The sequence below is a fragment of the Rahnella sp. AA genome, assembly GCF_002834385.1.
In the GTDB taxonomy this organism is placed as follows: domain Bacteria; phylum Pseudomonadota; class Gammaproteobacteria; order Enterobacterales; family Enterobacteriaceae; genus Rahnella.
Window position 1 is genome coordinate 630,791 of the sequence record NZ_PITQ01000002.1, and the last position, 19,897, is coordinate 650,687.

General features: G+C 53.3%; 19 protein-coding genes. 15 read left to right on the forward strand and 4 right to left on the reverse strand.

Annotation, left to right across the window (positions count from 1 at the left end; genetic code table 11):
- Positions 1–93 precede the first annotated feature (93 nt).
- The 12 genes from CWS43_RS07675 (at position 94) to CWS43_RS07730 (ending at position 11,452) form a co-directional block, all read left to right on the forward strand.
- A complete protein-coding gene (locus CWS43_RS07675) occupies positions 94–1,716 on the forward strand; it encodes a methyl-accepting chemotaxis protein (RefSeq protein ID WP_101076311.1) in 1,623 nt (540 codons plus the stop codon).
- A gap of 639 nt (positions 1,717–2,355) precedes the next feature.
- Entirely contained in the window at positions 2,356–3,489 is a 1,134-nt protein-coding gene (gene hybO / locus CWS43_RS07680) for a hydrogenase 2 small subunit (RefSeq protein ID WP_101076312.1), read from the forward strand.
- 3 nt (positions 3,490–3,492) lie between these two features.
- Positions 3,493–4,524, forward strand: a complete 1,032-nt coding sequence (hybA, locus tag CWS43_RS07685; protein WP_101076313.1) for a hydrogenase 2 operon protein HybA — start codon at positions 3,493–3,495, stop codon at positions 4,522–4,524.
- Entirely contained in the window at positions 4,511–5,710 is a 1,200-nt protein-coding gene (gene hybB, locus CWS43_RS07690) for a Ni/Fe-hydrogenase cytochrome b subunit (protein WP_101076314.1), read from the forward strand. Before hybA ends, hybB begins: the two co-directional genes overlap by 14 nt.
- The gene (gene hybC, locus CWS43_RS07695; protein ID WP_101076315.1) at positions 5,688–7,394 is read left to right on the forward strand and encodes a hydrogenase 2 large subunit; all 1,707 of its coding nucleotides are present in this window, start codon (positions 5,688–5,690) and stop codon (positions 7,392–7,394) included. The genes hybB and hybC overlap by 23 nt, the downstream gene beginning before the upstream one ends.
- A gap of 17 nt (positions 7,395–7,411) precedes the next feature.
- A complete protein-coding gene (locus tag CWS43_RS07700; protein ID WP_101076316.1) occupies positions 7,412–7,963 on the forward strand; it encodes a HyaD/HybD family hydrogenase maturation endopeptidase in 552 nt (183 codons plus the stop codon).
- Between the two features lie 5 nt (positions 7,964–7,968).
- Entirely contained in the window at positions 7,969–8,499 is a 531-nt protein-coding gene (hybE, locus tag CWS43_RS07705; RefSeq protein WP_101076474.1) for a hydrogenase-2 assembly chaperone, read from the forward strand.
- Position 8,500: 1 nt separating this feature from the next.
- On the forward strand, positions 8,501–8,842 hold the full coding sequence (gene hypA, locus CWS43_RS07710) for a hydrogenase maturation nickel metallochaperone HypA (protein WP_101076317.1): 342 nt from the start codon (positions 8,501–8,503) through the stop codon (positions 8,840–8,842).
- Positions 8,843–8,873: 31 nt separating this feature from the next.
- Positions 8,874–9,752 (forward strand): hydrogenase nickel incorporation protein HypB, encoded by an 879-nt coding sequence (gene hypB, locus CWS43_RS07715; protein WP_101076318.1) that lies wholly within the window; start codon positions 8,874–8,876, stop codon positions 9,750–9,752.
- Positions 9,743–10,006 carry a hydrogenase maturation factor HybG gene (gene hybG / locus CWS43_RS07720; RefSeq protein WP_101076319.1) on the forward strand — a complete coding sequence of 88 codons (264 nt, stop codon included), beginning with the start codon at positions 9,743–9,745 and terminating at the stop codon, positions 10,004–10,006. The genes hypB and hybG overlap by 10 nt, the downstream gene beginning before the upstream one ends.
- 178 nt (positions 10,007–10,184) lie before the next feature.
- The gene (locus CWS43_RS07725; protein ID WP_369825850.1) at positions 10,185–10,649 is read left to right on the forward strand and encodes an N-acetyltransferase family protein; all 465 of its coding nucleotides are present in this window, start codon (positions 10,185–10,187) and stop codon (positions 10,647–10,649) included.
- Between the two features lie 140 nt (positions 10,650–10,789).
- Positions 10,790–11,452, forward strand: coding sequence for a DUF3313 domain-containing protein (locus CWS43_RS07730; RefSeq protein WP_101076321.1), 663 nt, complete (start codon positions 10,790–10,792; stop codon positions 11,450–11,452).
- A 60-nt stretch (positions 11,453–11,512) separates the two neighbouring features.
- Here CWS43_RS07730 and CWS43_RS07735 read toward each other — a convergent pair whose 3' ends face one another.
- The gene (locus CWS43_RS07735) at positions 11,513–12,406 is read right to left on the reverse strand and encodes a LysR family transcriptional regulator (RefSeq protein WP_101076323.1); all 894 of its coding nucleotides are present in this window, start codon (positions 12,404–12,406) and stop codon (positions 11,513–11,515) included.
- An 85-nt stretch (positions 12,407–12,491) separates the two neighbouring features.
- Here CWS43_RS07735 and CWS43_RS07740 point away from each other — a divergent pair, with 85 nt between their 5' ends.
- A complete protein-coding gene (locus CWS43_RS07740) occupies positions 12,492–13,268 on the forward strand; it encodes an NAD(P)H-dependent oxidoreductase (protein ID WP_101076325.1) in 777 nt (258 codons plus the stop codon).
- A 107-nt stretch (positions 13,269–13,375) separates the two neighbouring features.
- On the opposite strand, the gene CWS43_RS07745 is transcribed toward CWS43_RS07740, so the two are convergent.
- On the reverse strand, positions 13,376–14,719 hold the full coding sequence (locus tag CWS43_RS07745; protein ID WP_101076326.1) for a bifunctional diguanylate cyclase/phosphodiesterase: 1,344 nt from the start codon (positions 14,717–14,719) through the stop codon (positions 13,376–13,378).
- A gap of 120 nt (positions 14,720–14,839) precedes the next feature.
- Here CWS43_RS07745 and CWS43_RS27175 point away from each other — a divergent pair, with 120 nt between their 5' ends.
- Positions 14,840–15,061: a hypothetical protein gene (locus CWS43_RS27175; protein ID WP_157825359.1), complete on the forward strand. Its 222-nt coding sequence runs from the start codon at positions 14,840–14,842 to the stop codon at positions 15,059–15,061.
- A gap of 14 nt (positions 15,062–15,075) precedes the next feature.
- Here the strand turns inward: CWS43_RS27175 and guaA are convergent, their stop codons facing one another.
- Together guaA and guaB are read right to left on the reverse strand one after the other, a co-directional pair.
- The gene (gene guaA, locus CWS43_RS07750) at positions 15,076–16,653 is read right to left on the reverse strand and encodes a glutamine-hydrolyzing GMP synthase (RefSeq protein WP_101076328.1); all 1,578 of its coding nucleotides are present in this window, start codon (positions 16,651–16,653) and stop codon (positions 15,076–15,078) included.
- Between the two features lie 223 nt (positions 16,654–16,876).
- Positions 16,877–18,343 (reverse strand): IMP dehydrogenase, encoded by a 1,467-nt coding sequence (guaB, locus tag CWS43_RS07755; protein ID WP_157825360.1) that lies wholly within the window; start codon positions 18,341–18,343, stop codon positions 16,877–16,879.
- A gap of 168 nt (positions 18,344–18,511) precedes the next feature.
- Here guaB and xseA point away from each other — a divergent pair, with 168 nt between their 5' ends.
- Positions 18,512–19,885 (forward strand): exodeoxyribonuclease VII large subunit, encoded by a 1,374-nt coding sequence (xseA, locus tag CWS43_RS07760; RefSeq protein WP_101076332.1) that lies wholly within the window; start codon positions 18,512–18,514, stop codon positions 19,883–19,885.
- Positions 19,886–19,897 lie beyond the last annotated feature (12 nt).

The window sequence follows — 19,897 nt, forward strand, 5'->3', positions numbered from 1 at the left end:
CGCAGGTTGCTTCCTGGTTTTTTGTTTTTCTGCTGATTTTACTTTCAACACCGCTCTCCATTTCACGATTCTATCGGTAAAAGGGAATATTCAATGTTTCGTAAAATAAAGATCCGAACTGCACTTAGTATGATGATTTTCTCACTGACTGCATTGCTGCTCTTCGTCGGCATTCTGGGGCTGGTTGCCGTGCAGTCGGGGAACAAATCGTTCGCTCATGTGGATACTGAAGTCTTGCCGGGGCTGGTCGCTCTGAATGAAAGTTCAGAACTCCTGCTTCGTGGACGACTTGACTTGCGTCTGTATGAATCGCTGGTGGGCAGCGGTGATACTGAAAAAGCTAAAGCCGCGCTGGAACGTGCCCGTGGCAAGATAGACAGCGCCAGTGCGAAATGGCAGGACTATCTTAAATATCCGCAATCCAAAGAAGAACGGGTCATTGCCGCAGAAATGGCCTCCACACGCGACGCCCTGATGAAAGAGTTTATTGGCCCGGCATTTACCGCACTGGAAGCCGGTAAACTGGATGAATATCGTCAGTTTGCCGGGAAATCAACGGCACTGTATGGCGCGTTCGATAAAGCCTCAAAGGCGCTGGTGGTCTACAAGCTGAAAAGTATTGACGTGGCTTATGATGATTCCAGCAATCGCCTGAACCGCATGCAATACGTTCTCTACATTTCGATTGCCTGCGCGCTGGCGCTGGCCGGGCTGGCATGGTCAGTGATGACCAATCTGATCGTCAAACCGCTCAACAATGCGATTACCGTATTCGACCGTATTGCCGAAGGCGATTTGCGGGCACGCATTGATATCGCAGGGAAAAACGAGATCGCCAAGCTCTTTGCCGCCGTGCAACGCATGCGCGATGGGCTGGAAAATATGGTGCAGGTCGTCCGTAACAGTACGGATGCCATCGGAACCGGTGTGGAAGAAATTGCTTCCGGCAATATCGACCTCTCCAGCCGGACCGAGCAACAGGCGGCTTCACTGGATGAGACGGCTTCCAGCATGGAGCAGATTATGGCCACGGTTAAAAACAACGAAGAAAGCATTCGTAAAGCAAACAAACTGTCATTCAAAGCGTCTGACTCTGCGGCCCGTGGGGCAAACGTGGTGTCTGAAGTGGTCGCCACCATGAATTCGATTGAGGTGAGTTCAGCCAAAATCGGTGACATTGTTGGCGTCATCGACAGCATTGCATTCCAGACTAACCTGCTGGCGCTGAACGCCGCCGTCGAAGCCGCCCGTGCAGGGGAAGCAGGCCGGGGGTTTGCCGTGGTAGCCTCTGAAGTTCGCGTGCTGGCTCAGCGCAGTGCGACGGCGGCAAAAGAGATCGGCACCATGATCAATGACTCTCTCAGCCGTATTGAGCAAGGGGCAGGCCTGGTAAAAGTGGCCGGCACCACGATGAATGAAGTCACCGTTGATGTGAAAGAAGTGGTCGATATTATGGATGAAGTGATGCTGGCCTCGGGCGAACAGACGCGCGGGATTTCCCAGATTAATATCGCTATTCAGCAGATGGACGGCGTGACCCAGCAGAACGCCTCTCTGGTTTCCGAAGTCGCAACAGCCGCAAGCTCACTGCAACATCAGGTGGTGCATTTGCAGCAGTCAGTGAAACGTTTCCAGACAAACGCAAAAACTACGCCGGAAAATGGTCGTCAGATCAACGCCGGGGCGCAAGAAATGCTACTGATTAGTCAGAACTAGTGCATAAACGGCCAGACCTTGTCACACATACTGGTGGATTAAGGTCTGGTCATCATTTCGGCCTCAAAATGGATCCTTCATCGGTAATAAAAATAGCCATGAGGCAGTGATAATTGCCGTCACTTATCATACCGGTGTTTAATGAATAATATTCTCTATAACAAAAATTCCAGTATGAATGAGCGCTGCATCTTATTATTACAACTTATTTCATTTCTATTATTGAGATTATTTAACCCGAATCACTCAATGCACATAGATTCCGGAACACCCCGTCACCTTCATAATCCCGCCTGTTAAAAAACCTTCACGCACACAACAAAATCGTTTTTATTCAAACAATTAAAACAAAAAATAATTAATTACACTCTTTCAGAAATATTACGCATTAAGAATATTCATAATACTAACCCTAAAGTTATTGATAAGGATCAAGCTTGTTAAATTAATTTTCTTACTAACATATTTACCGATTTACTTCGTTTTAATCCGTCATCTTTCAGGTTGCAGATGGGTTGGTTTCATTCGGCTGGCTACATTGGCTTACTGACGTAAGCCTCGTGGGTTTGCCGGAGTGCCGCCTTTCTACTTTCAGGATTTATTGAGCAAGCTAATTTTGGTGAAAGGAAAATAATAAAAATGGCAGGGGAAAATGTGATGCTTTCCCATCATGGCATTAACCGCCGTGATTTTATGAAGCTTTGTGCCGCACTTGCCGCGTCAATGGGGCTGACAAACACAGCCGCCGCAGATATAGCAAAAGCGATTGTTTCGCCACAACGTCCCCCCGTGTTGTGGATAGGCGCGCAGGAATGCACGGGTTGTACCGAATCATTGTTAAGAGCAACGCACCCGACAATTGAGAATCTGTTGCTCGATACCATTTCACTTGAGTATCACGAAGTCCTGTCAGCGGCATTTGGCCATCAGGCAGAAGAAAACAAACGCAGGGCGATAGAACAGTACAAAGGGAAGTATGTTCTGGTTGTCGATGGTTCCATTCCCGTCAAAGACGGTGGCGTGTATTGCATGGTCGCGGGTAAGCCCATTGTCGAGCACATCCGTGAAGTGGCGGAACACGCCGCGGTCATCATTGCTATCGGCTCCTGTTCCTCGTGGGGCGGCGTCGCGGCTGCGGGCAGCAACCCCAGCGGAGCCGTCAGCCTGCAGGAAGCGCTACCGGGCAAATCCATTATCAATATTCCCGGCTGCCCACCGAACCCGCACAATTTTCTTGCCACCGTCGCACATGTCATCACCTATCAGCGGCCACCGGCGCTGGATAAATCAGGGCGCCCCACCTTTGCCTATGGCCGTCTGATCCACGAAAACTGCGAACGACGTCCGCATTTCGATGCAGGCCGTTTTGCCAAAGAATTTGGCGATGAAGGACATCGTCAGGGATGGTGCCTCTATCATCTCGGGTGTAAAGGGCCGGAAACGTATGGCAATTGCCCGACATTGCAGTTCTGCGATATCGGCGGGGGTATCTGGCCTGTCGGTATCGGACATCCCTGCTATGGCTGTAATGAACAAGGCGTTGGTTTTACGAAAGGTATCTCCCAGCTGGCCAATGTGGCGAACCCGACGCCACGGACAGAAAAACCCGCAACAAATGCGCCTGAAGGTGGTCATGTTTCAGCCACGGCGGTCGGCCTGATTGGAGGGGTATTGGGCATCGTCGCCGGGGTCAGCCTGATGACCGTACGCGAGCTGGGGCGTCAGCAAAAACGGGAACGGCAGGACGCTGATAAAGCCTCCAGGGAGGACTAAGCCGTGAACAGACGCAACTTCTTTAAACTCACCTGCGCTGGCGCAGTGTTAGCGGGCGCGCCGCTGGCCGGACGTGCAGCGGCCACCAATAAACCGCCGATCCCCGGTGCGCTGGGCATGCTCTACGATTCAACGCTCTGCGTCGGCTGTCAGGCATGCGTGTCCAAATGCCAGCAGGTCAACGAACTGGCCTATAACCCGGAAAGCCAGATCTACGCGGGCGGCAGCGCCACCTGGTCTAACAACGATAAGCTCAGCCCTTACACCAATAACATTATTCAGGTCTGGAGCTCCGGCGACGGTCAGAACAAGGACCAGCTCGATAACGGTTATGCCTATATCAAAAAACAGTGCATGCACTGTGTGGATCCTAACTGTGTCACGGTCTGCCCGGTCAGCGCACTGAAAAAAGATGCAAAAACCGGCGTAGTGCATTACGACGCCAGCATCTGTACCGGGTGTCGTTATTGTATGGTGGCGTGCCCCTTTGACGTGCCTAAATTCGATTATGAAAACCCGTTAGGCAGGATCCACAAATGCGAACTGTGCAATCAGAAAGGGTTGGAACGGCTGGATAAAGGCGGATTACCCGGATGCGTGGAGGTTTGCCCCACCGGCGCAGTGATTTTCGGCACACGGGAAAATCTGCTCAGCGAGGCAAAACGTCGCCTCGCCTTAAAATCGGGCAGTGACTATCACTATCCACGCCAGACACTGGATGCTGACGATACCTATCTGCATGCAGTGCCCCATTACGATAACTACGTATACGGTGAAAAAGAAGGCGGCGGTACGCAGGTTCTGGTTCTGGCGGGTGTTCCGTACCAAAAACTGATGCTACCAAAACTCGATGAGCTGTCGACTGGCGAACGCTCTGAACACGTTCAGCACACCATTTATAAAGGGATGATATTGCCGCTGGCGGTATTAGCCGGGCTGTCGGTGCTGGTGTATCGCAATACCCGTAACGACCGCAAAACCGATGAAAAGCATGACGACGACTCACATAAGGAGAACGACCATGACGACGCATAAAGCCAGCCCGCTTGGCGGGCGTCTGGTCAGCTGGCCAGTTATGTTGCTGGCTCCGCTGGTTGTCATCTGCGCGGTGCTGATTTTGCGCCGTCTGCTCTTTGGCATCGGCTCGGTCGCCGCCTTAAACGGCGGATACCCGTGGGGATTATGGATTGCGTTTGATTTGCTGGTCGGCACCGGCTTTGCCTGCGGCGGCTGGGCACTGGCCTGGGCCGTCTACGTTTTCAATCGTGGCGAATACCACCCGCTGGTCAGACCGGCATTGCTGGCAAGCCTGTTCGGCTACTCGCTGGGTGGTTTGTCTATCACCATTGATGTTGGCCGCTACTGGAATCTGCCCTACTTCTACATCCCTGGCTTTTTCAACACCTCGTCCGTGCTGTTCGAAACCGCCGTGTGTATGACCATCTACATCGGCGTCATGGCGCTGGAATTCGCGCCCGTCGTGCTCGAACGTTTCGGCTGGAAAGTGGCACTCAAACGTCTTAACAAGGTGATGTTCTTTATTATCGCGTTAGGCGCACTGCTCCCGACCATGCACCAGTCATCCATGGGATCACTGATGATTTCAGCGGGATTTAAAGTGCATCCGCTCTGGCAAAGTTATGAGCTTCTGCCGCTGCTTTCGGTACTGACCGCATTCATCATGGGGTTTTCGATTGTGATGTTCGAAGGCGCACTGGTGCAGGCGGGTTTACGGGGGCGCGGTGCCAATGAAAAACCGCTGTTTATCCGGCTAAGCCGCATTACCCAGGTGCTCCTGGTGCTGTTTCTCGCCTTACGTTTTGGCGAAATTATCTTGCACCACAAAACCCACTATCTGTTCGCCGGCGACAGGTTCTCCGTGATGTTCTGGTGCGAAGCGGCGCTGATGGCACTGCCACTTGTGCTGTTCCGGCTGCACGCCACACGCGAAGATTCGCGCTTTCTGTTCCTGGGTGGCCTCAGCATGCTATTTGGCGCAGCACTGTGGCGACTGAGTTACTCGATGCTGGCCTTTGATCCCGGCAACGGCTACCACTACTTCCCTGCCGCACAAGAAGTTCTGATTTCTATCGGTTTTGTCGCCATCGAAGTGTGTGCATACATCTTATTAATACGGCTACTGCCGGTTCTTCCCGCGCCCGAAGGCGTTCATAAGAATTATCAGGCTGAGGTAAAGCATGAGCCAACGCATCACCATTGATCCTATTACCCGTATTGAAGGGCACCTGCGCATTGATTGCGAAATTGAGCAAGGGAAAGTCACCAAAGCCTGGTCCTCCGGGACAATGTGGCGGGGAATGGAAGAAATCGTTAAAGGCCAGGATCCGCGTGACGCGTGGATGATCGTGCAACGTATCTGCGGCGTGTGTACCACCGTTCACGCAATTGCCTCAGTACGGGCTGTGGAAAATGCCCTTGGGGTCAATGTTCCGGTCAATGCGCAATACATCCGTAACCTGATTCTGGCGGCGCACAGCATTCAGGATCACATCGTTCATTTCTACCAGCTATCTGCACTGGACTGGGTCGATGTCACTTCAGCTCTGAAAGCCGATCCCAATAAAGCCGAAGCGCTTCTGAAAGGTTTATCGGACTGGCCGTCAAACAGCGCTGCCGAGTTCGCCAAAGTTCAGAAGAAGATCAAGGATCTGGTCGACAGCGGACAGTTGGGGATTTTCGCCAATGGCTACTGGGGCCACCCGGCGATGGCATTGCCCCCTGAAGTAAACCTGATTGCCGTCGCCCATTATCTCCAGGCGCTGGAGTGTCAGCGGGATGCCAGCCGGATTGTCGCCATTCTCGGTGGCAAATCCCCGCACATTCAGAATCTGGCGGTGGGCGGTGTGGCGAACCCCATTAATCTGGATTCACCGGGTGTACTGAACCTGGAGCGGCTGATGTATGTGAAATCCTTTATTGACCGCTTAGGCGATTTTATTGAGCAAGTCTACAAGGTCGATTGCGCGGTGATCGCAGCCCACTATCCGCAGTGGCTGACGCTGGGGAAAGGTGCCGATCATTACATGAGCGTGCCGGAGCTGCCGACCGATAATAAGGGGGGGAGTTTTATGCTGGCAGGCGGTTATCTGGAAAACGGTGATTTTGCCCGCTACCGGCCTTTTACCAGCCATCAGGATGAATTCCTGATCAATGGCATTAAAGAAAGCGGTAAACATGCCTGGTATAAGGACGATGAACCGCTGGCGCCGTGGGAAGGCCTGACACGGCCGGAATACACCGGCTGGCAGGAAGACGGCAAATACTCCTGGGTAAAATCCCCCACATTTTACGGCAAAACGGTTGAAGTCGGGCCACTCGCCTGGATGCTATGCAGCCTGGCCGCAAAGCATGAAGACACCGAAACGCACTTTGCACAAGTCGTCGGACTGTATAAAACGCTGACGGGCAACACGCTGGAAACCCGCCAGATGCACTCGACGATGGGCCGCATTATTGGCCGAACCGTGCACTGCTGTGTGCTGAAAAACACGCTGGCGCAACAATGGCAGGCGCTGGTGACCAACATCGGCACCGGGGATCATCAGACATTTATCAAACCCGACCTGTCACCCGATAAAGAATTCCGGGGCGTCGGTTTTGGTGAAATGCCGCGCGGCATGTTGTCACACTGGGTTGTTTTTAAAAACGGTAAAATCACGAACTACCAGGCGGTAGTGCCTTCTACCTGGACATCCAGCCCGCGTAACTTTGAAGGGCAAGCTGGCCCGTATGAACAATCTCTGGTCGGAACTCCGGTTGCCGATCCGAACAAACCACTGGAAGTCGTGCGAACCATTCACTCCTTCGACCCCTGTATGTCTTGCGCAGTACATGTGGTAGACGCGGTGAACGGCAACGAAGTCACCCGGGTGAAGGTGTTGTAACCCCTGAAGGTATTGTCATGAAGATATTAGTACTCGGGATAGGCAATTTGTTGCTTAGCGATGAAGCGGCAGGCGTGAGAATTATCGAAGCGCTGGGCCAGCATTATGCTTTTACACCGGAAATAGACATCGTGGACGGAGGCACCGCCGGAATGGAACTGATTGAGACGATGGCCTGCCGCGATCACCTGATTGTCGCCGATGCGGTGCTGACCGGCAGCGCACCGGGCACCGTGACAAAATTATGCAATGAAGAAGTCCCGGCGCTTTTCACCCGAAAAATATCTCCGCATCAGCTGGGGCTGTCGGATGTGCTGATGGCCCTGCGACTGACGGACGAATTTCCCCGTCAGATTACGCTAATTGGCGTTGAACCCGGGTCGCTGGAACCCGCAATCGGCCTGAGCCCTCGCGTACAGCAAGCTATTATCCCGGCGATGCAACAGATCCTTGCGGTGCTGCGCGAAAGCGGTATCGGGATCCGTGAAAAAACGGCTCAGGAGAAAGCAGACTATCCGACAACCTGCTTATCGTCGTCAGTGCCATTCACCACGGAAAGTCAGATATGAGCGATATGTCATCGATTCTGCCGGCCGCATTACCCGACAACACCGGTTTGCCGGAACAAACCGGATTTGATACATCCCCTGCAACCTGGCTGGAAGCGGCATTCCGGCACGTCGCTGACCGGCAGATGAGCGGATTACCGTTTTATCGTGCTGCCATTCCTGTCAAAGCCTGCGGTTTTACCTTGTTTGAAAACCAGTGGATAGGTTGCCTGCTGACCCCCTGGACGCTGAGCCTGCTGATCCTGCCCGGACCGGATCAGGTGTGGTTATCCCGCGCTCCGGGCGATCGGCTGGCACTGCAACTGCCTTGCGGCAATGTCACTTTTTTACAGGGCGAAATCGGCAATCAGCAGGGTGAGCGGCGCCAGTATCTTTCCTGCTCACTGATGTCACCGGTAGATAAAGCGTTAACACCGGAACAGGGCATTGCGCTGGCTGAGCAGAGTGTGCGCATGGCGCTGTCATTGCCGGTGGCAGATGCCGATGCTCCGCGCGATCCCAGCCGTCGTGCCCTGTTCCACCGCCGGGGAAAATAGCATGCATGAAATTTCGATGTGCTACAGCGCGCTGGAACTGATTGAACAGCAGGCACGGCAACACGGTGCACGTAAAGTCACCGGCGTCTGGCTGGAAATTGGCGCGCTTTCCTGCATTGAGGAAAGCGCCTTACGTTTTTGCTTTGAATCGGTCTGCCAGCAAACGCTGGCACAGGGATGTGAGTTGCATATCTCTGTACGCGCGGCGATAGCCTGGTGCTGGGATTGCAGCACGGCTGTCGACGTGATACGCCACGGCGCAGGTTGCCCGCAATGCGGCAGTTATAATTTACGCATCGAGCAAGGCGACAGCCTGCAACTGAAACAATTAGCCACTGAGTGAATGCGGTTCAATACCGACAGGAGTCGTCCTTATGTGTACTACATGCGGCTGCGGAGCTGACGAGCACCAAATCGAAGGTGACAGCCACACACATGACCATCACCATCCCCACGACCACAGCCATCATCACGCCAGCGCACATCAGCACAGCGTGGTCATTCATCACCACTACCATCACACCGGCGATGTGCATCACCATTATCATGCCGGTATACCGCAGCCTGACGAACAGGATCCTGCCGGACCCGTTGCGGGGCAACAACGTTTACTGCAAATCGAAATGGATGTGCTGACTAAAAATAATGCCCTGGCGGCCCATAATCGTGAACACTTCACCGCACAACACATTCTGGCGCTGAATCTGGTCTCCAGCCCCGGTTCAGGCAAAACAACCTTACTGACCCAGACGCTGAACCGGATAAGCCTCAGCACCCCCTGCGCAGTGATTGAAGGTGACCAACAAACGACAAACGACGCCGATCGGATCCGGGCAACCGGGGTGAACGCTATTCAGATAAATACCGGTAAAGGCTGCCATCTGGATGCACAAATGGTCCACGATGCCGCCCACCGGCTGGATCCGGCGGATAACAGCATCTTGTTTATCGAAAATGTCGGTAATCTTGTTTGTCCGGCAAGCTTTGATCTGGGTGAAAAACATAAAGTGGCCGTACTTTCCGTTACCGAAGGAGAAGATAAACCGCTTAAATACCCGCACATGTTCTCCGCCGCCTCTCTGATGATCATCAATAAAATCGACCTGCTGCCCTATCTCGATTTTGACCTGAACGCCTGTATCGCCTTTGCGCGGCGGGTTAATCCGGACATACAGGTGATCACGCTGTCGGCGCAAAGCGGCGAAGGGATGGATGAATGGCTTTCCTGGCTGGAGGCGCAGCAATGTGCATAGGCATTCCCGGAAAGGTGGTGTCAGTTGGCGAGGACATTCATCAGCCGGCAATAGTCGACATCAGTGGTTTGCGGCGTGAAGTCAACATCGCGCTGGTCTGCGAAGGCGAAACCCTCGATTTAATCGGCCGCTGGGTTCTCGTGCACGTCGGTTTTGCCATGAGCCTGCTTGATGAAGAAGAAGCACAGGATACGCTGGCCGCGCTGCAATCCATGCAACTGGTGGAACAGGAACTGGATGACATGCGGAGCTGAATCAGTCCGGCTATAAATATGCCCCGTACATTGACGGGGCGTCTTGCCGCCTTTCAGAGTAACAAGCCATTATCGGGATAACATCTGCTGGCCGCGACAGCCGCAAAAACTCATTGCGCTCATGCAAAATCACTGGCACCGTCGCGTGAGTTGCGTACTACAATAGACTGATACAACAATGACCTGCCCCGCTCCGGAGACTCACGCTTTGCCATCACTACTTCACATCCGTCCCTATGAAGAGGCAGACCGCCCGTTTTTACGCACAGTGTATCTGGCTTCCCGCAAACACACCTGGACATGGCTGGACGACGATTTTCAGCTGGAAGATTTTGATCGTGCGGTTATTGGCGAAAAAATTCTGGTCGCAGAACGTGACGGGCATTTGCTGGGGTTTGCCTCAATTTTCACGCAGGAAAATTTTCTGCATAACCTGTTCATCGATCCCCGGTTTCAGCGAACCGGTGCAGGCTCTGCGCTGCTTCATGCTTGTGAAGCCACGTTTACCCGCCGCGGCTCACTGAAATGTTTAGTAAAGAGTAAAAACTCTGTCGCATTTTACCTGGCAAAAGGCTGGACCATCACCGCCACGGGTGACAGCCCTAAAGGCGAATACTATTTATTTCATTCACCAAATAAATAATTAAATGGAAAGTCATTAGCCTGCGTTCGTGTATTTTTCTGATTCTGACAAATATCAATTTATCTTTGTTGGTAAGCGGTTAAATTCCACAGCAGTGCTATACATAACGTTGTCTTCCTTAAAATTTTTAGAGGGTTAGAATGAATAAAACTAAACTAATACAAACAGCACTGGTTGCCGGAACCCTGTTATTGGCTGGTTGTACAAGCCATGTCACGCAAAAAGAAAAATTCTCCGGCTTCCTCGGCGACTATTCAAATTTAACAGAAGTAAAAACGCCATCAGGTAACCCGGTGCTGCGCTGGATCGATCCTTCCTTTAAAAAAGCCAATTACTCTTACCTGAAGTACGAGCCAATTACTTTCTACCCGGAACCGCAACCGACGGCGCAAATCAGCAAAGAGACGCTGCAGGGTGTACTCGATTACGCCAACAGCCGCATGAAACCTGCATTGGGCGAACGCCTGCAACTGACCGATCACGCCGGCCCGCGCACCCTGATTTTCCGTGGCGCGATCACGGGCGTAAACACTTCTGCGGAAGGTTTGCAGTTCTATGAAGTGATCCCGGTTGCGCTGGTGATTGCCAGTGCTGAAACCGCCAGCGGCCACCGCACACGCGATACCGAAGTCTATTTCGAAGGTGAGCTGATTGACGCCAGCACCGGAAAACCGGTAATTAAAGTCGTGCGTAAAGGGTTTGGTAAACAGATTTCCAATGACACCCAGAAAGTCACCGCAAACGATCTGAAAGTCGTGATTGACGGTCTGGCAAACGACACAAAACTGTTCCAGTCGAACTAAGTCAGAGACGTTGGTCAGCGTTTTGAGAGGCAGCCAGAAGGGCTGCCTTTACTCTTTGAATCACACCGCACTCCTCATAAATTCCCGCAGCCAGATATGCGCCGGATCGCGATGCGAACGCTCATGCCAGTACATATGCATTTCAAAACCGGGAATTTCCACAGGCGGTTCGGTCAGTTGCAATGCGACATTGCCCCTTACCAGACGCTCGGGAAGCATGGCGACTAAATCGGTGGCCAGCAGCACCTGAACCACAAACAGGAAATGCGGCACGGAGAGCACCACCCGCCTTGATAATCCGGTATCTGCCAGCGTGCTGTCGGTGATGCCCTGAAATCCCCCGCCGTCGGGCGAAACGATCACATGCTCAAGTGAGCAAAACACCGGCACCGTGACCGGCTCTCTGAGTTGCGGATGCCCTTTCCTGCCGACCAGTACATAACGTTCTGAAAACAATAATGCACTGTGTAAATTCTTCAGCACCGCTTCGCCCGTATGAAACGCCAGATCCAGCTCTCCGCGCTCCATTTTCCGCATAATCCGCACCGGCGATGTTTCAAATATCGCCAGCTTTGTTCCGGGCGCACTGGTGCGCAATGCCTGAAGGACGGGCAATACAATGGTGGATTCGCCGTAATCCGCCGCGCCCAGATTCCAGGTATTCGCCGCCTTCGACGGGTCAAAAACGTCACCGGCAGAAACCGCAGACGCCAGAGCGGCCAGCGCCTGTTGCAGAGGTTCACGTAATTCATCGGCACGCGCAGTGGGGCGCATCCCGCGCGGGCCCGGCAACAGCAGAGGATCGTCAAAAAAATCACGCAACTTCGCCAGCTGAACACTGATTGAAGGCTGCGAAAGGTTCAGGCGTTGCGCCGCCCGCGTCACATTGTGCTCCGCCAGCAGCACGTCCAGCGTGAGCAATAAATTGAGATCCAGACGACCGAAATTATTCATGGCTATACCTGGTATATTTTAAATTCATTTTAACTATACCTGACGACGACCTACTCTGCTTTCATCACTTAACGGAGAGTTCGTCATGAATATTTTAATCGTCTACGCCCATCCGGAACCCAAATCCCTGAACGGTTCGCTGAAAGATTTTGCGGTTAAACATCTGCAGGCCGCCGGTCACAGCGTACAGGTTTCCGATCTGTACGCCATGCAGTGGAAAGCGCCGCTGGATGCCGGTGATAACACGTCGCCTTCACCGGATATTCCTTTTCATCCCTCTCAGGACTCACAGCGGGCGTTTAAAAACGGGACACAAAGCCCGGATATCAACGCCGAGCAGGAAAAACTCCGATGGGCAGATACCGTCATTTTCCAGTTCCCGCTGTGGTGGTTCTCCATGCCCGCTATCATGAAAGGCTGGGTGGAACGGGTTTACGCCTATGGATTTGCCTACGGTGTGGGCGAACATTCGGATTCGCACTGGGGCGACCGTTACGGCGAAGGGAATATGTCGGGTAAACGCGCCTTGCTGATGGTGACGACCGGTGGCTGGGAACCTCATTATGGCCCGCGCGGAATTAACGGTTCGATCGATGATTTACTGTTCCCTATCCATCACGGGATCCTGCATTACCCCGGTTTCTCCGTACTTCCGCCGCTGGTGTTCTACCGCACCGGCCGTACGGATGAAGCACGCTTTAATCAGCTCTGCGATGAGCTGGCGACGCGGCTGGATACACTGGAAACCACAACGCCGATCGCATTCCGCCAGCAAAACGGCGGCGATTATGAAATCCCTTCACTGACGCTTAAAGCCGAAATTACGCCAGAGAAAACCGGGTTTGCAGCACACCTGAAATAACGCCCTGAGGGGATTTCAGGCATAAAAAAACGCCATCAGATCATACGATCCTGCTGGCGTTTTTTTATGGCTTTTAAGAAGAAGGTTTCTCTGAAAATGATCCCCACCTAATCGTTATTTAGTGATTTGTTTTTGGCTAAATACATGGCTTTGTCAGCATATTCGAGAAGCTGGCGTTCGTCGTTACCATGCTCCGGGTAGAGTGCGACCCCGATACTGGGTGCAATGGTCAAACGATGTCCCTCCAGGGTAAAAGGAGCATTGAAAGCGTTGCGGATCTTTTCTGCCACCCAGGCAGCATGCCCGGGTAATGAAGACCCTTGCAGCAAAATTACAAACTCATCACCACCGACACGGGCGACGGTATCCGATTCGCGCACACACAACTTCAGGCGCGAGGCGGTCTCTTGCAGCAGTAAATCGCCAATACCATGGCCCAGCGTATCGTTAACCTGTTTGAATTTGTCGAGATCAATATACAACAGGGACAATTGCTCTTCCCCCGCACGTGCAGTGGAGAGCGCGGCCTTCAGGCGATCGTGCAAAAAACCACGGTTCGGGAGATCGGTCAGTTGGTCATATTTCGCCATATACTGCAGCCGGGCCTGCATTTGCTGACGCTCAATAACAGTCGCAATTTGAGTCGACACAAACTGCAATAACTCCTGATCCTGCTCGTTGTAGCTCACGCCCCCCGGATAGCTTTTGACCATAAGCACGCCAATCGTGCCTTTATGCGACTTAAGCGGAACACCCAGCCAGCAAAATGGATTCATGCCAAAAGAAATTCGTAACTCTTCCAGACGGGCAGACATCGTCTCCGGCGTGATCAGCAGCGGCAGCCCGGTATGAATAATCTCTGCGTAGAACGTCCCGGGGATCAGTGTAAAAGGGTCCGGCGTCTGCAGAAACTCATCCACGTGATAAGGGAAGCTCAGCTGACCGGTTTCACTGTCGTAGAGCGTAACCGAAAAATTATCGACAGGAAGCAGCGTGCCGACGATTTCATGAATACGCTGGAATAGTTTGAGTAAATCCTCTGCGGTATGAGCGGCTTCGGAAATGGAATAAAGCGCAGACTGCAACGATTCGGATCGTTTGCGTTCAGTGATATCGCGGGCAACGCCAATGCGCAATTGATCGGCCGGTGACCAGCGTGCTGACCACATGATGTTGACGACTTGCCCATTCTTGTGAACGTAACGATTCTCGAAATGAAGCTGAGGATGGCCAGACATGACGGCAACCACCGAATTTCGGGTGACTTCCCGATCCTCAGGCAGCATCAGATCAAACATGTTTTTGCCAACCATTTCCTTCGGCGTATAGCCGAAAATACGTTCGCATGATGCGCTCGCAAATACGATATTGGCATGGGCATCGACCGCAAAAACAGCATCCATCATGAGATCAATAAAACTGGTCAACGGCGCGTGAGGATTCGATTCCATAGAGAAATTTTCAGGCCTGAGTATAAGAGTGATTACGACTACATTTACGATAGATACCCGTCGCCCATGATCACTGCATCACTTTGCACCAATGTCTGTGTTAGCCCGGCTTACGGGCAGATGAAGCAGTATAAATCATCCCCAATAAAGGCATATCAGGCCAGCTCAGGGAGGATCAATTATTTATACATTAATATTTTGGCAGGAGCTATTTTTCTGTCCCGCTCGCACGGCTGGCCAGCGCCCTCTCGCTATTCAGTGCCAGAAAATGCCAGACACAAAAACAAAAAAGCCCGCAGTGATGCGGGCTTTTTTGTTTTACTGCTTTTACGTGCAGGCTAATGCCAGACGCGAAATCATTCCCACTCGATCGTCGCCGGTGGTTTACCGGAGATGTCGTAAACAACGCGGGAAATGCCATTAACTTCGTTGATGATGCGGTTGGAGCAGCGGCCGAGGAAATCGTACGGCAGGTGCGCCCAGTGCGCGGTCATGAAGTCGATGGTTTCTACTGCTCGCAGTGAGACCACCCAGTCGTATTTACGGCCATCGCCCATCACGCCAACAGAGCGGACTGGCAGGAAGACGGTGAACGCCTGGCTGACTTTGTTGTACAGGTCGGCTTTGTGCAGTTCTTCGATGAAGATTGCATCAGCGCGACGCAGCAGGTCACAGTACTCTTTCTTCACTTCGCCCAGTACGCGAACACCTAAACCCGGGCCCGGGAACGGGTGACGGTAAAGCATGTCGTACGGCAGGCCCAGTTCCAGACCAATTTTGCGCACTTCGTCTTTGAACAGCTCTTTCAGCGGCTCAACCAGGCCCAGTTTCATCTCTTTCGGCAAACCGCCCACGTTGTGGTGCGATTTGATGACGTGGGCTTTACCGGTGGCAGAAGCAGCGGATTCAATCACGTCAGGGTAGATGGTACCCTGCGCCAGCCATTTCACTTCATCCTGCTTACAGGCTTCTTCGTCGAAGACTTCCACGAACACACGGCCGATAATTTTACGTTTCGCTTCCGGCTCATCCACACCTGCCAGCGCAGACAGGAAACGGTCTTCCGCGGCAACGTGAACGATGTTCAGACCGAAACGATCGCCGAACATTTCCAGAACCTGATCTGCTTCGTTAAGACGCAGCAGGCCGTTGTCCACGAACACGCAGGTCAGACGGTCGCCGATGGCGCGGTGCAGCAGCATCGCAGTCACGGAGGAATCAACGCCGCCGGACAGGCCGAGGATCACGTGATCGTCGCCAATCTGAACGCGCAGGCGCTCAACGGCGTCTTCGATGATTTTCGCTGGCGTCCACAGAGCTTCACACTCACAGATGTCCATGATGAAACGTTCGAGCAGCCGCAGGCCCTGACGGGTGTGCGTCACTTCCGGGTGGAACTGCACACCGTAGAAGCGTTTTTCTTCGTTCGCCATAATGGCAAACGGGCAAGTCTCGGTGCTGGCAACGGTCACGAAATCAGACGGTATGGCAGTCACTTTATCGCCGTGGCTCATCCAGACGTCGAGCAGCGGTTTATTGTTTTCGCTCAGGGCATCCTGAATATCGCGGATCAGCGCGCTTTCAGTCTGAACTTCAACCTGCGCATAACCAAATTCGCGCTCGTTTGAGCCTTCAACATGGCCGCCTAACTGCATTGCCATGGTTTGCATGCCATAGCAGACGCCCAGAACCGGTACACCGGCTTCGAAGACGTAATCAGGGGCGCGCGGGCTGTCGTGCTCGGTGGTACTTTCCGGGCCGCCGGACAGGATGATTCCGTTCGGGTTGAATTCACGGATTTGGGCTTCGGTTACGTCCCAGGCCCAGAGTTCGCAATAGACACCGAGTTCACGCACGCGGCGCGCAACAAGTTGGGTGTACTGGGAGCCGAAATCGAGGATCAGGATACGGTGCTTGTGAATATTTTCGCTCATGAGGGGGCGTTTTCCAGAAAGCAATAAAAGCGTTAAAACGGAATATTAATCAGCCCGGAAATATCGGGCTGGATATAAATTTGTAATGACTCGATCCAGGCGCTCGCGAGCAAAGGTGAGGCAAGGCGGAAACTGGCGAAAAAGCGCAGTTTACATGACGTAAATGAGCATTTTGAGCCAGTTTCCAACGCAGGATCGCCGATGCGCAGCAGCGGCTGTGGGATTAGGAACCCATGCGGTAGTTCGGCGACTCTTTGGTAATCGTCACGTCGTGCACGTGGCTTTCCTGGATCCCTGCACCACTGATACGAACAAACTCAGCCCTGGTGCGCAGGTCGTCGATGGTAGCACAACCGGTCAGCCCCATACAGGAGCGCAGACCGCCCATTTGCTGGTGGATGATCTCTTTCAGACGGCCTTTATAGGCAACGCGACCTTCGATACCTTCCGGCACCAGTTTGTCAGCCGCGTTATCGGTCTGGAAGTAACGGTCAGAAGAGCCTTTGGACATCGCGCCCAGAGAACCCATACCACGGTAAGATTTGTATGAACGCCCCTGATACAACTCGATTTCGCCCGGAGATTCTTCAGTACCTGCCAGCATACCGCCGACCATCACGCAGCTTGCGCCGGCAGCGATAGCTTTGGCGATGTCGCCGGAGAAGCGGATACCGCCGTCAGCGATAACCGGAATACCGGTGCCTTCCAGCGCTTCAACCGCGTCAGAAACGGCAGTGATTTGCGGAACACCAACGCCGGTGACGATACGGGTGGTACAGATTGAACCCGGGCCGATACCGACTTTAACCGCGCTCACGCCCGCTTTAGCCAGTGCCAGTGCACCTGCGCCAGTTGCGACGTTACCGCCGATGATTTGCAGATCCGGGTATTTTGCGCGGGTGGCGCGAATACGTTCCAGAACGCCTTCGGAGTGACCGTGTGAGGAGTCGATCAGCAGAACGTCAACGCCCGCCGCAACCAGAGCATCGATACGCTCTTCGTTGCCAGCGCCGGCGCCAACCGCAGCGCCGACGCGCAGGCTGCCCTGCTCATCTTTACAGGCGTTTGGTTTACGTTCGGCTTTCTGGAAGTCTTTTACGGTGATCATACCGAGAAGATGGAATTGCGCGTCAACAACCAGCGCTTTCTCTACGCGTTTTTCGTGCATTTTCTGCAGGACGACTTCGCGGGCTTCGCCTTCTTTCACGGTAACCAGGCGTTCTTTCGGCGTCATTACCGCCGTCACAGGCTGTTCCAGATCGGTCACGAAGCGCACGTCACGACCGGTAATAATACCGACCAGTTCGTTTTCTTCGGTCACAACCGGGTAACCGGCAAAGCCGTTAATTTCGGTGAGTTCTTTAACCTGACGCAAAGTGGTCGCAGGAGTGACCGTTTTAGGGTCAGCAACAACGCCGCTTTCATGCTTCTTCACGCGACGGACTTCTTCCGCCTGACGCTCAATAGACATGTTCTTGTGGATGAATCCGAGGCCGCCTTCCTGCGCCAGAGCAATCGCCAGATTCGCTTCAGTCACGGTATCCATAGCTGCGGACAGCATAGGGATATTCAGACGGATTTTAGCGGTCAGTTGAGTACCGAGGTCGGCAGTATTAGGCAGAACTGTGGAGTGAGCTGGAACAAGGAGAACGTCGTCAAACGTTAGTGCTTCTTTAGCGATACGTAGCATGGGCAATATCTCACCAAGGTGGATGCGGAAAAGATAAAATATTGCAGCGGGAGTATACAGGTGAGGGTGCGTTCCGACCAGAACTATTTCAAAAACTTCTTGATTACCTTTTGCGGGCATGTAGTATCGTTCGATTAAGTCTCTGTTTTTGAATTTGATCTGGATCACATGTCGATACCCTCTTCGCCTCCTATTTTTACCGTAAGCCGCCTGAATCAGACGGTCCGACAGTTGCTGGAAAACGAAATGGGTCAGGTATGGCTCTCCGGTGAGATCTCAAATTTCTCCCAGCCGTCGTCCGGCCACTGGTATTTCACACTCAAAGATGACCGCGCGCAGGTTAAATGCGCGATGTTCCGCAATACCAATCGCCGCACCACGTTTCGCCCGCAAAACGGCCAGCAGGTTTTAGTCCGCGCGACCATTACGTTGTATGAACCGCGTGGCGATTATCAGCTGATTGCCGAGAGTATGCAGGAAGCCGGTGACGGTTTATTGCAGCAGAAATTCGATTTACTGAAACAGCAGCTGGCCGCCGAAGGGCTGTTCGACACGCAGTTCAAACAGCCACTGCCCTCGCCTGCGAAATGCGTCGGGGTGATTACCTCCGCCAGCGGGGCCGCGCTGCACGATGTGCTGAACGTGCTCAAACGCCGTGATCCTTCCCTGCCCGTCATCATCTATCCGACCTCCGTTCAGGGCGTGGATGCGCCGGGGCAAATTGTCCGCGCCATTGCGCTCGCCAATGCCCGCGAAGAAGTCGATGTGCTGATTGTCGGGCGCGGTGGCGGTTCGCTGGAAGATTTGTGGAGCTTTAACGACGAGCGCGTGGCGCGGGCAATTTTCGCCAGCCGCATTCCGATTGTCAGCGCCGTTGGCCATGAAACTGACGTAACGATTGCCGATTTCGTGGCTGATTTACGCGCGCCGACGCCGTCGGCCGCCGCAGAGTTGATCAGCCGTAACCAGCTGGAACTGCTGCGCCAGATTCAGTCACAACAACAGCGTCTTGAAATGGCGATGGATTATTACCTTGCACAGCTGGCGCAGCGTTTTTCGCGCCTGAATCATCGCCTGCAACAACAGCATCCGCATTTACGTCTCGCGCGCCAGCAAACCGCACTGTTCAAACTGCGCCGCCGTCTGGATGAAGCGATGCAAAATCATCTGCGCCAGATGCTGCGCCGCACCGACAGGCTGCAACAACGGCTGACACAGCAACAACCACAACCGCGCATTCACCGCGCCCAGCAGCGGGTGCAACAACTTCAGTACCGGCTGCAACAGGCCATGTCAGCGCAACTAACGGAAAGTCGTCAACGTTTCGGCACTGCCTGTACGCAACTCGAAGGCGTCAGCCCGCTGGCCACACTGGCCCGTGGCTACAGCGTCACAACCACACCGCAAGGGACATTACTGAAGAAAACCGCCCAGACGGCACCCGGTGAAATGTTGAAAACACGCCTTGCCGATGGCTGGATTGAAAGTGAAGTGAAGTCGGTCGTAGCGGAAAAGAAAACTCGGAAACGGGCTGTTAAATAAGCGCCGGATCTA

What these genes read in the sequence shown, in the direction of transcription:
- CWS43_RS07675 (WP_101076311.1), top strand. Translation starts at nt 94, where the DNA reads ATGTTTCGTAAAATAAAGATCCGAACTGCACTTAGTATGATGATTTTC.
- hybO (WP_101076312.1), top strand. Translation starts at nt 2,356, where the DNA reads ATGGCAGGGGAAAATGTGATGCTTTCCCATCATGGCATTAACCGCCGT.
- hybB (WP_101076314.1), top strand. Translation starts at nt 4,511, where the DNA reads ATGACGACGCATAAAGCCAGCCCGCTTGGCGGGCGTCTGGTCAGCTGG.
- hybC (WP_101076315.1), top strand. Translation starts at nt 5,688, where the DNA reads ATGAGCCAACGCATCACCATTGATCCTATTACCCGTATTGAAGGGCAC.
- CWS43_RS07700 (WP_101076316.1), top strand. Translation starts at nt 7,412, where the DNA reads ATGAAGATATTAGTACTCGGGATAGGCAATTTGTTGCTTAGCGATGAA.
- hybE (WP_101076474.1), top strand. Translation starts at nt 7,969, where the DNA reads ATGTCATCGATTCTGCCGGCCGCATTACCCGACAACACCGGTTTGCCG.
- hypA (WP_101076317.1), top strand. Translation starts at nt 8,501, where the DNA reads ATGCATGAAATTTCGATGTGCTACAGCGCGCTGGAACTGATTGAACAG.
- hypB (WP_101076318.1), top strand. Translation starts at nt 8,874, where the DNA reads ATGTGTACTACATGCGGCTGCGGAGCTGACGAGCACCAAATCGAAGGT.
- hybG (WP_101076319.1), top strand. Translation starts at nt 9,743, where the DNA reads ATGTGCATAGGCATTCCCGGAAAGGTGGTGTCAGTTGGCGAGGACATT.
- CWS43_RS07725 (WP_369825850.1), top strand. Translation starts at nt 10,185, where the DNA reads ATGACCTGCCCCGCTCCGGAGACTCACGCTTTGCCATCACTACTTCAC.
- CWS43_RS07730 (WP_101076321.1), top strand. Translation starts at nt 10,790, where the DNA reads ATGAATAAAACTAAACTAATACAAACAGCACTGGTTGCCGGAACCCTG.
- CWS43_RS07735 (WP_101076323.1), bottom strand. Translation starts at nt 12,406, where the DNA reads ATGAATAATTTCGGTCGTCTGGATCTCAATTTATTGCTCACGCTGGAC.
- CWS43_RS07740 (WP_101076325.1), top strand. Translation starts at nt 12,492, where the DNA reads ATGAATATTTTAATCGTCTACGCCCATCCGGAACCCAAATCCCTGAAC.
- CWS43_RS07745 (WP_101076326.1), bottom strand. Translation starts at nt 14,719, where the DNA reads ATGGAATCGAATCCTCACGCGCCGTTGACCAGTTTTATTGATCTCATG.
- CWS43_RS27175 (WP_157825359.1), top strand. Translation starts at nt 14,840, where the DNA reads ATGAAGCAGTATAAATCATCCCCAATAAAGGCATATCAGGCCAGCTCA.
- guaA (WP_101076328.1), bottom strand. Translation starts at nt 16,653, where the DNA reads ATGAGCGAAAATATTCACAAGCACCGTATCCTGATCCTCGATTTCGGC.
- guaB (WP_157825360.1), bottom strand. Translation starts at nt 18,343, where the DNA reads ATGCTACGTATCGCTAAAGAAGCACTAACGTTTGACGACGTTCTCCTT.
- xseA (WP_101076332.1), top strand. Translation starts at nt 18,512, where the DNA reads ATGTCGATACCCTCTTCGCCTCCTATTTTTACCGTAAGCCGCCTGAAT.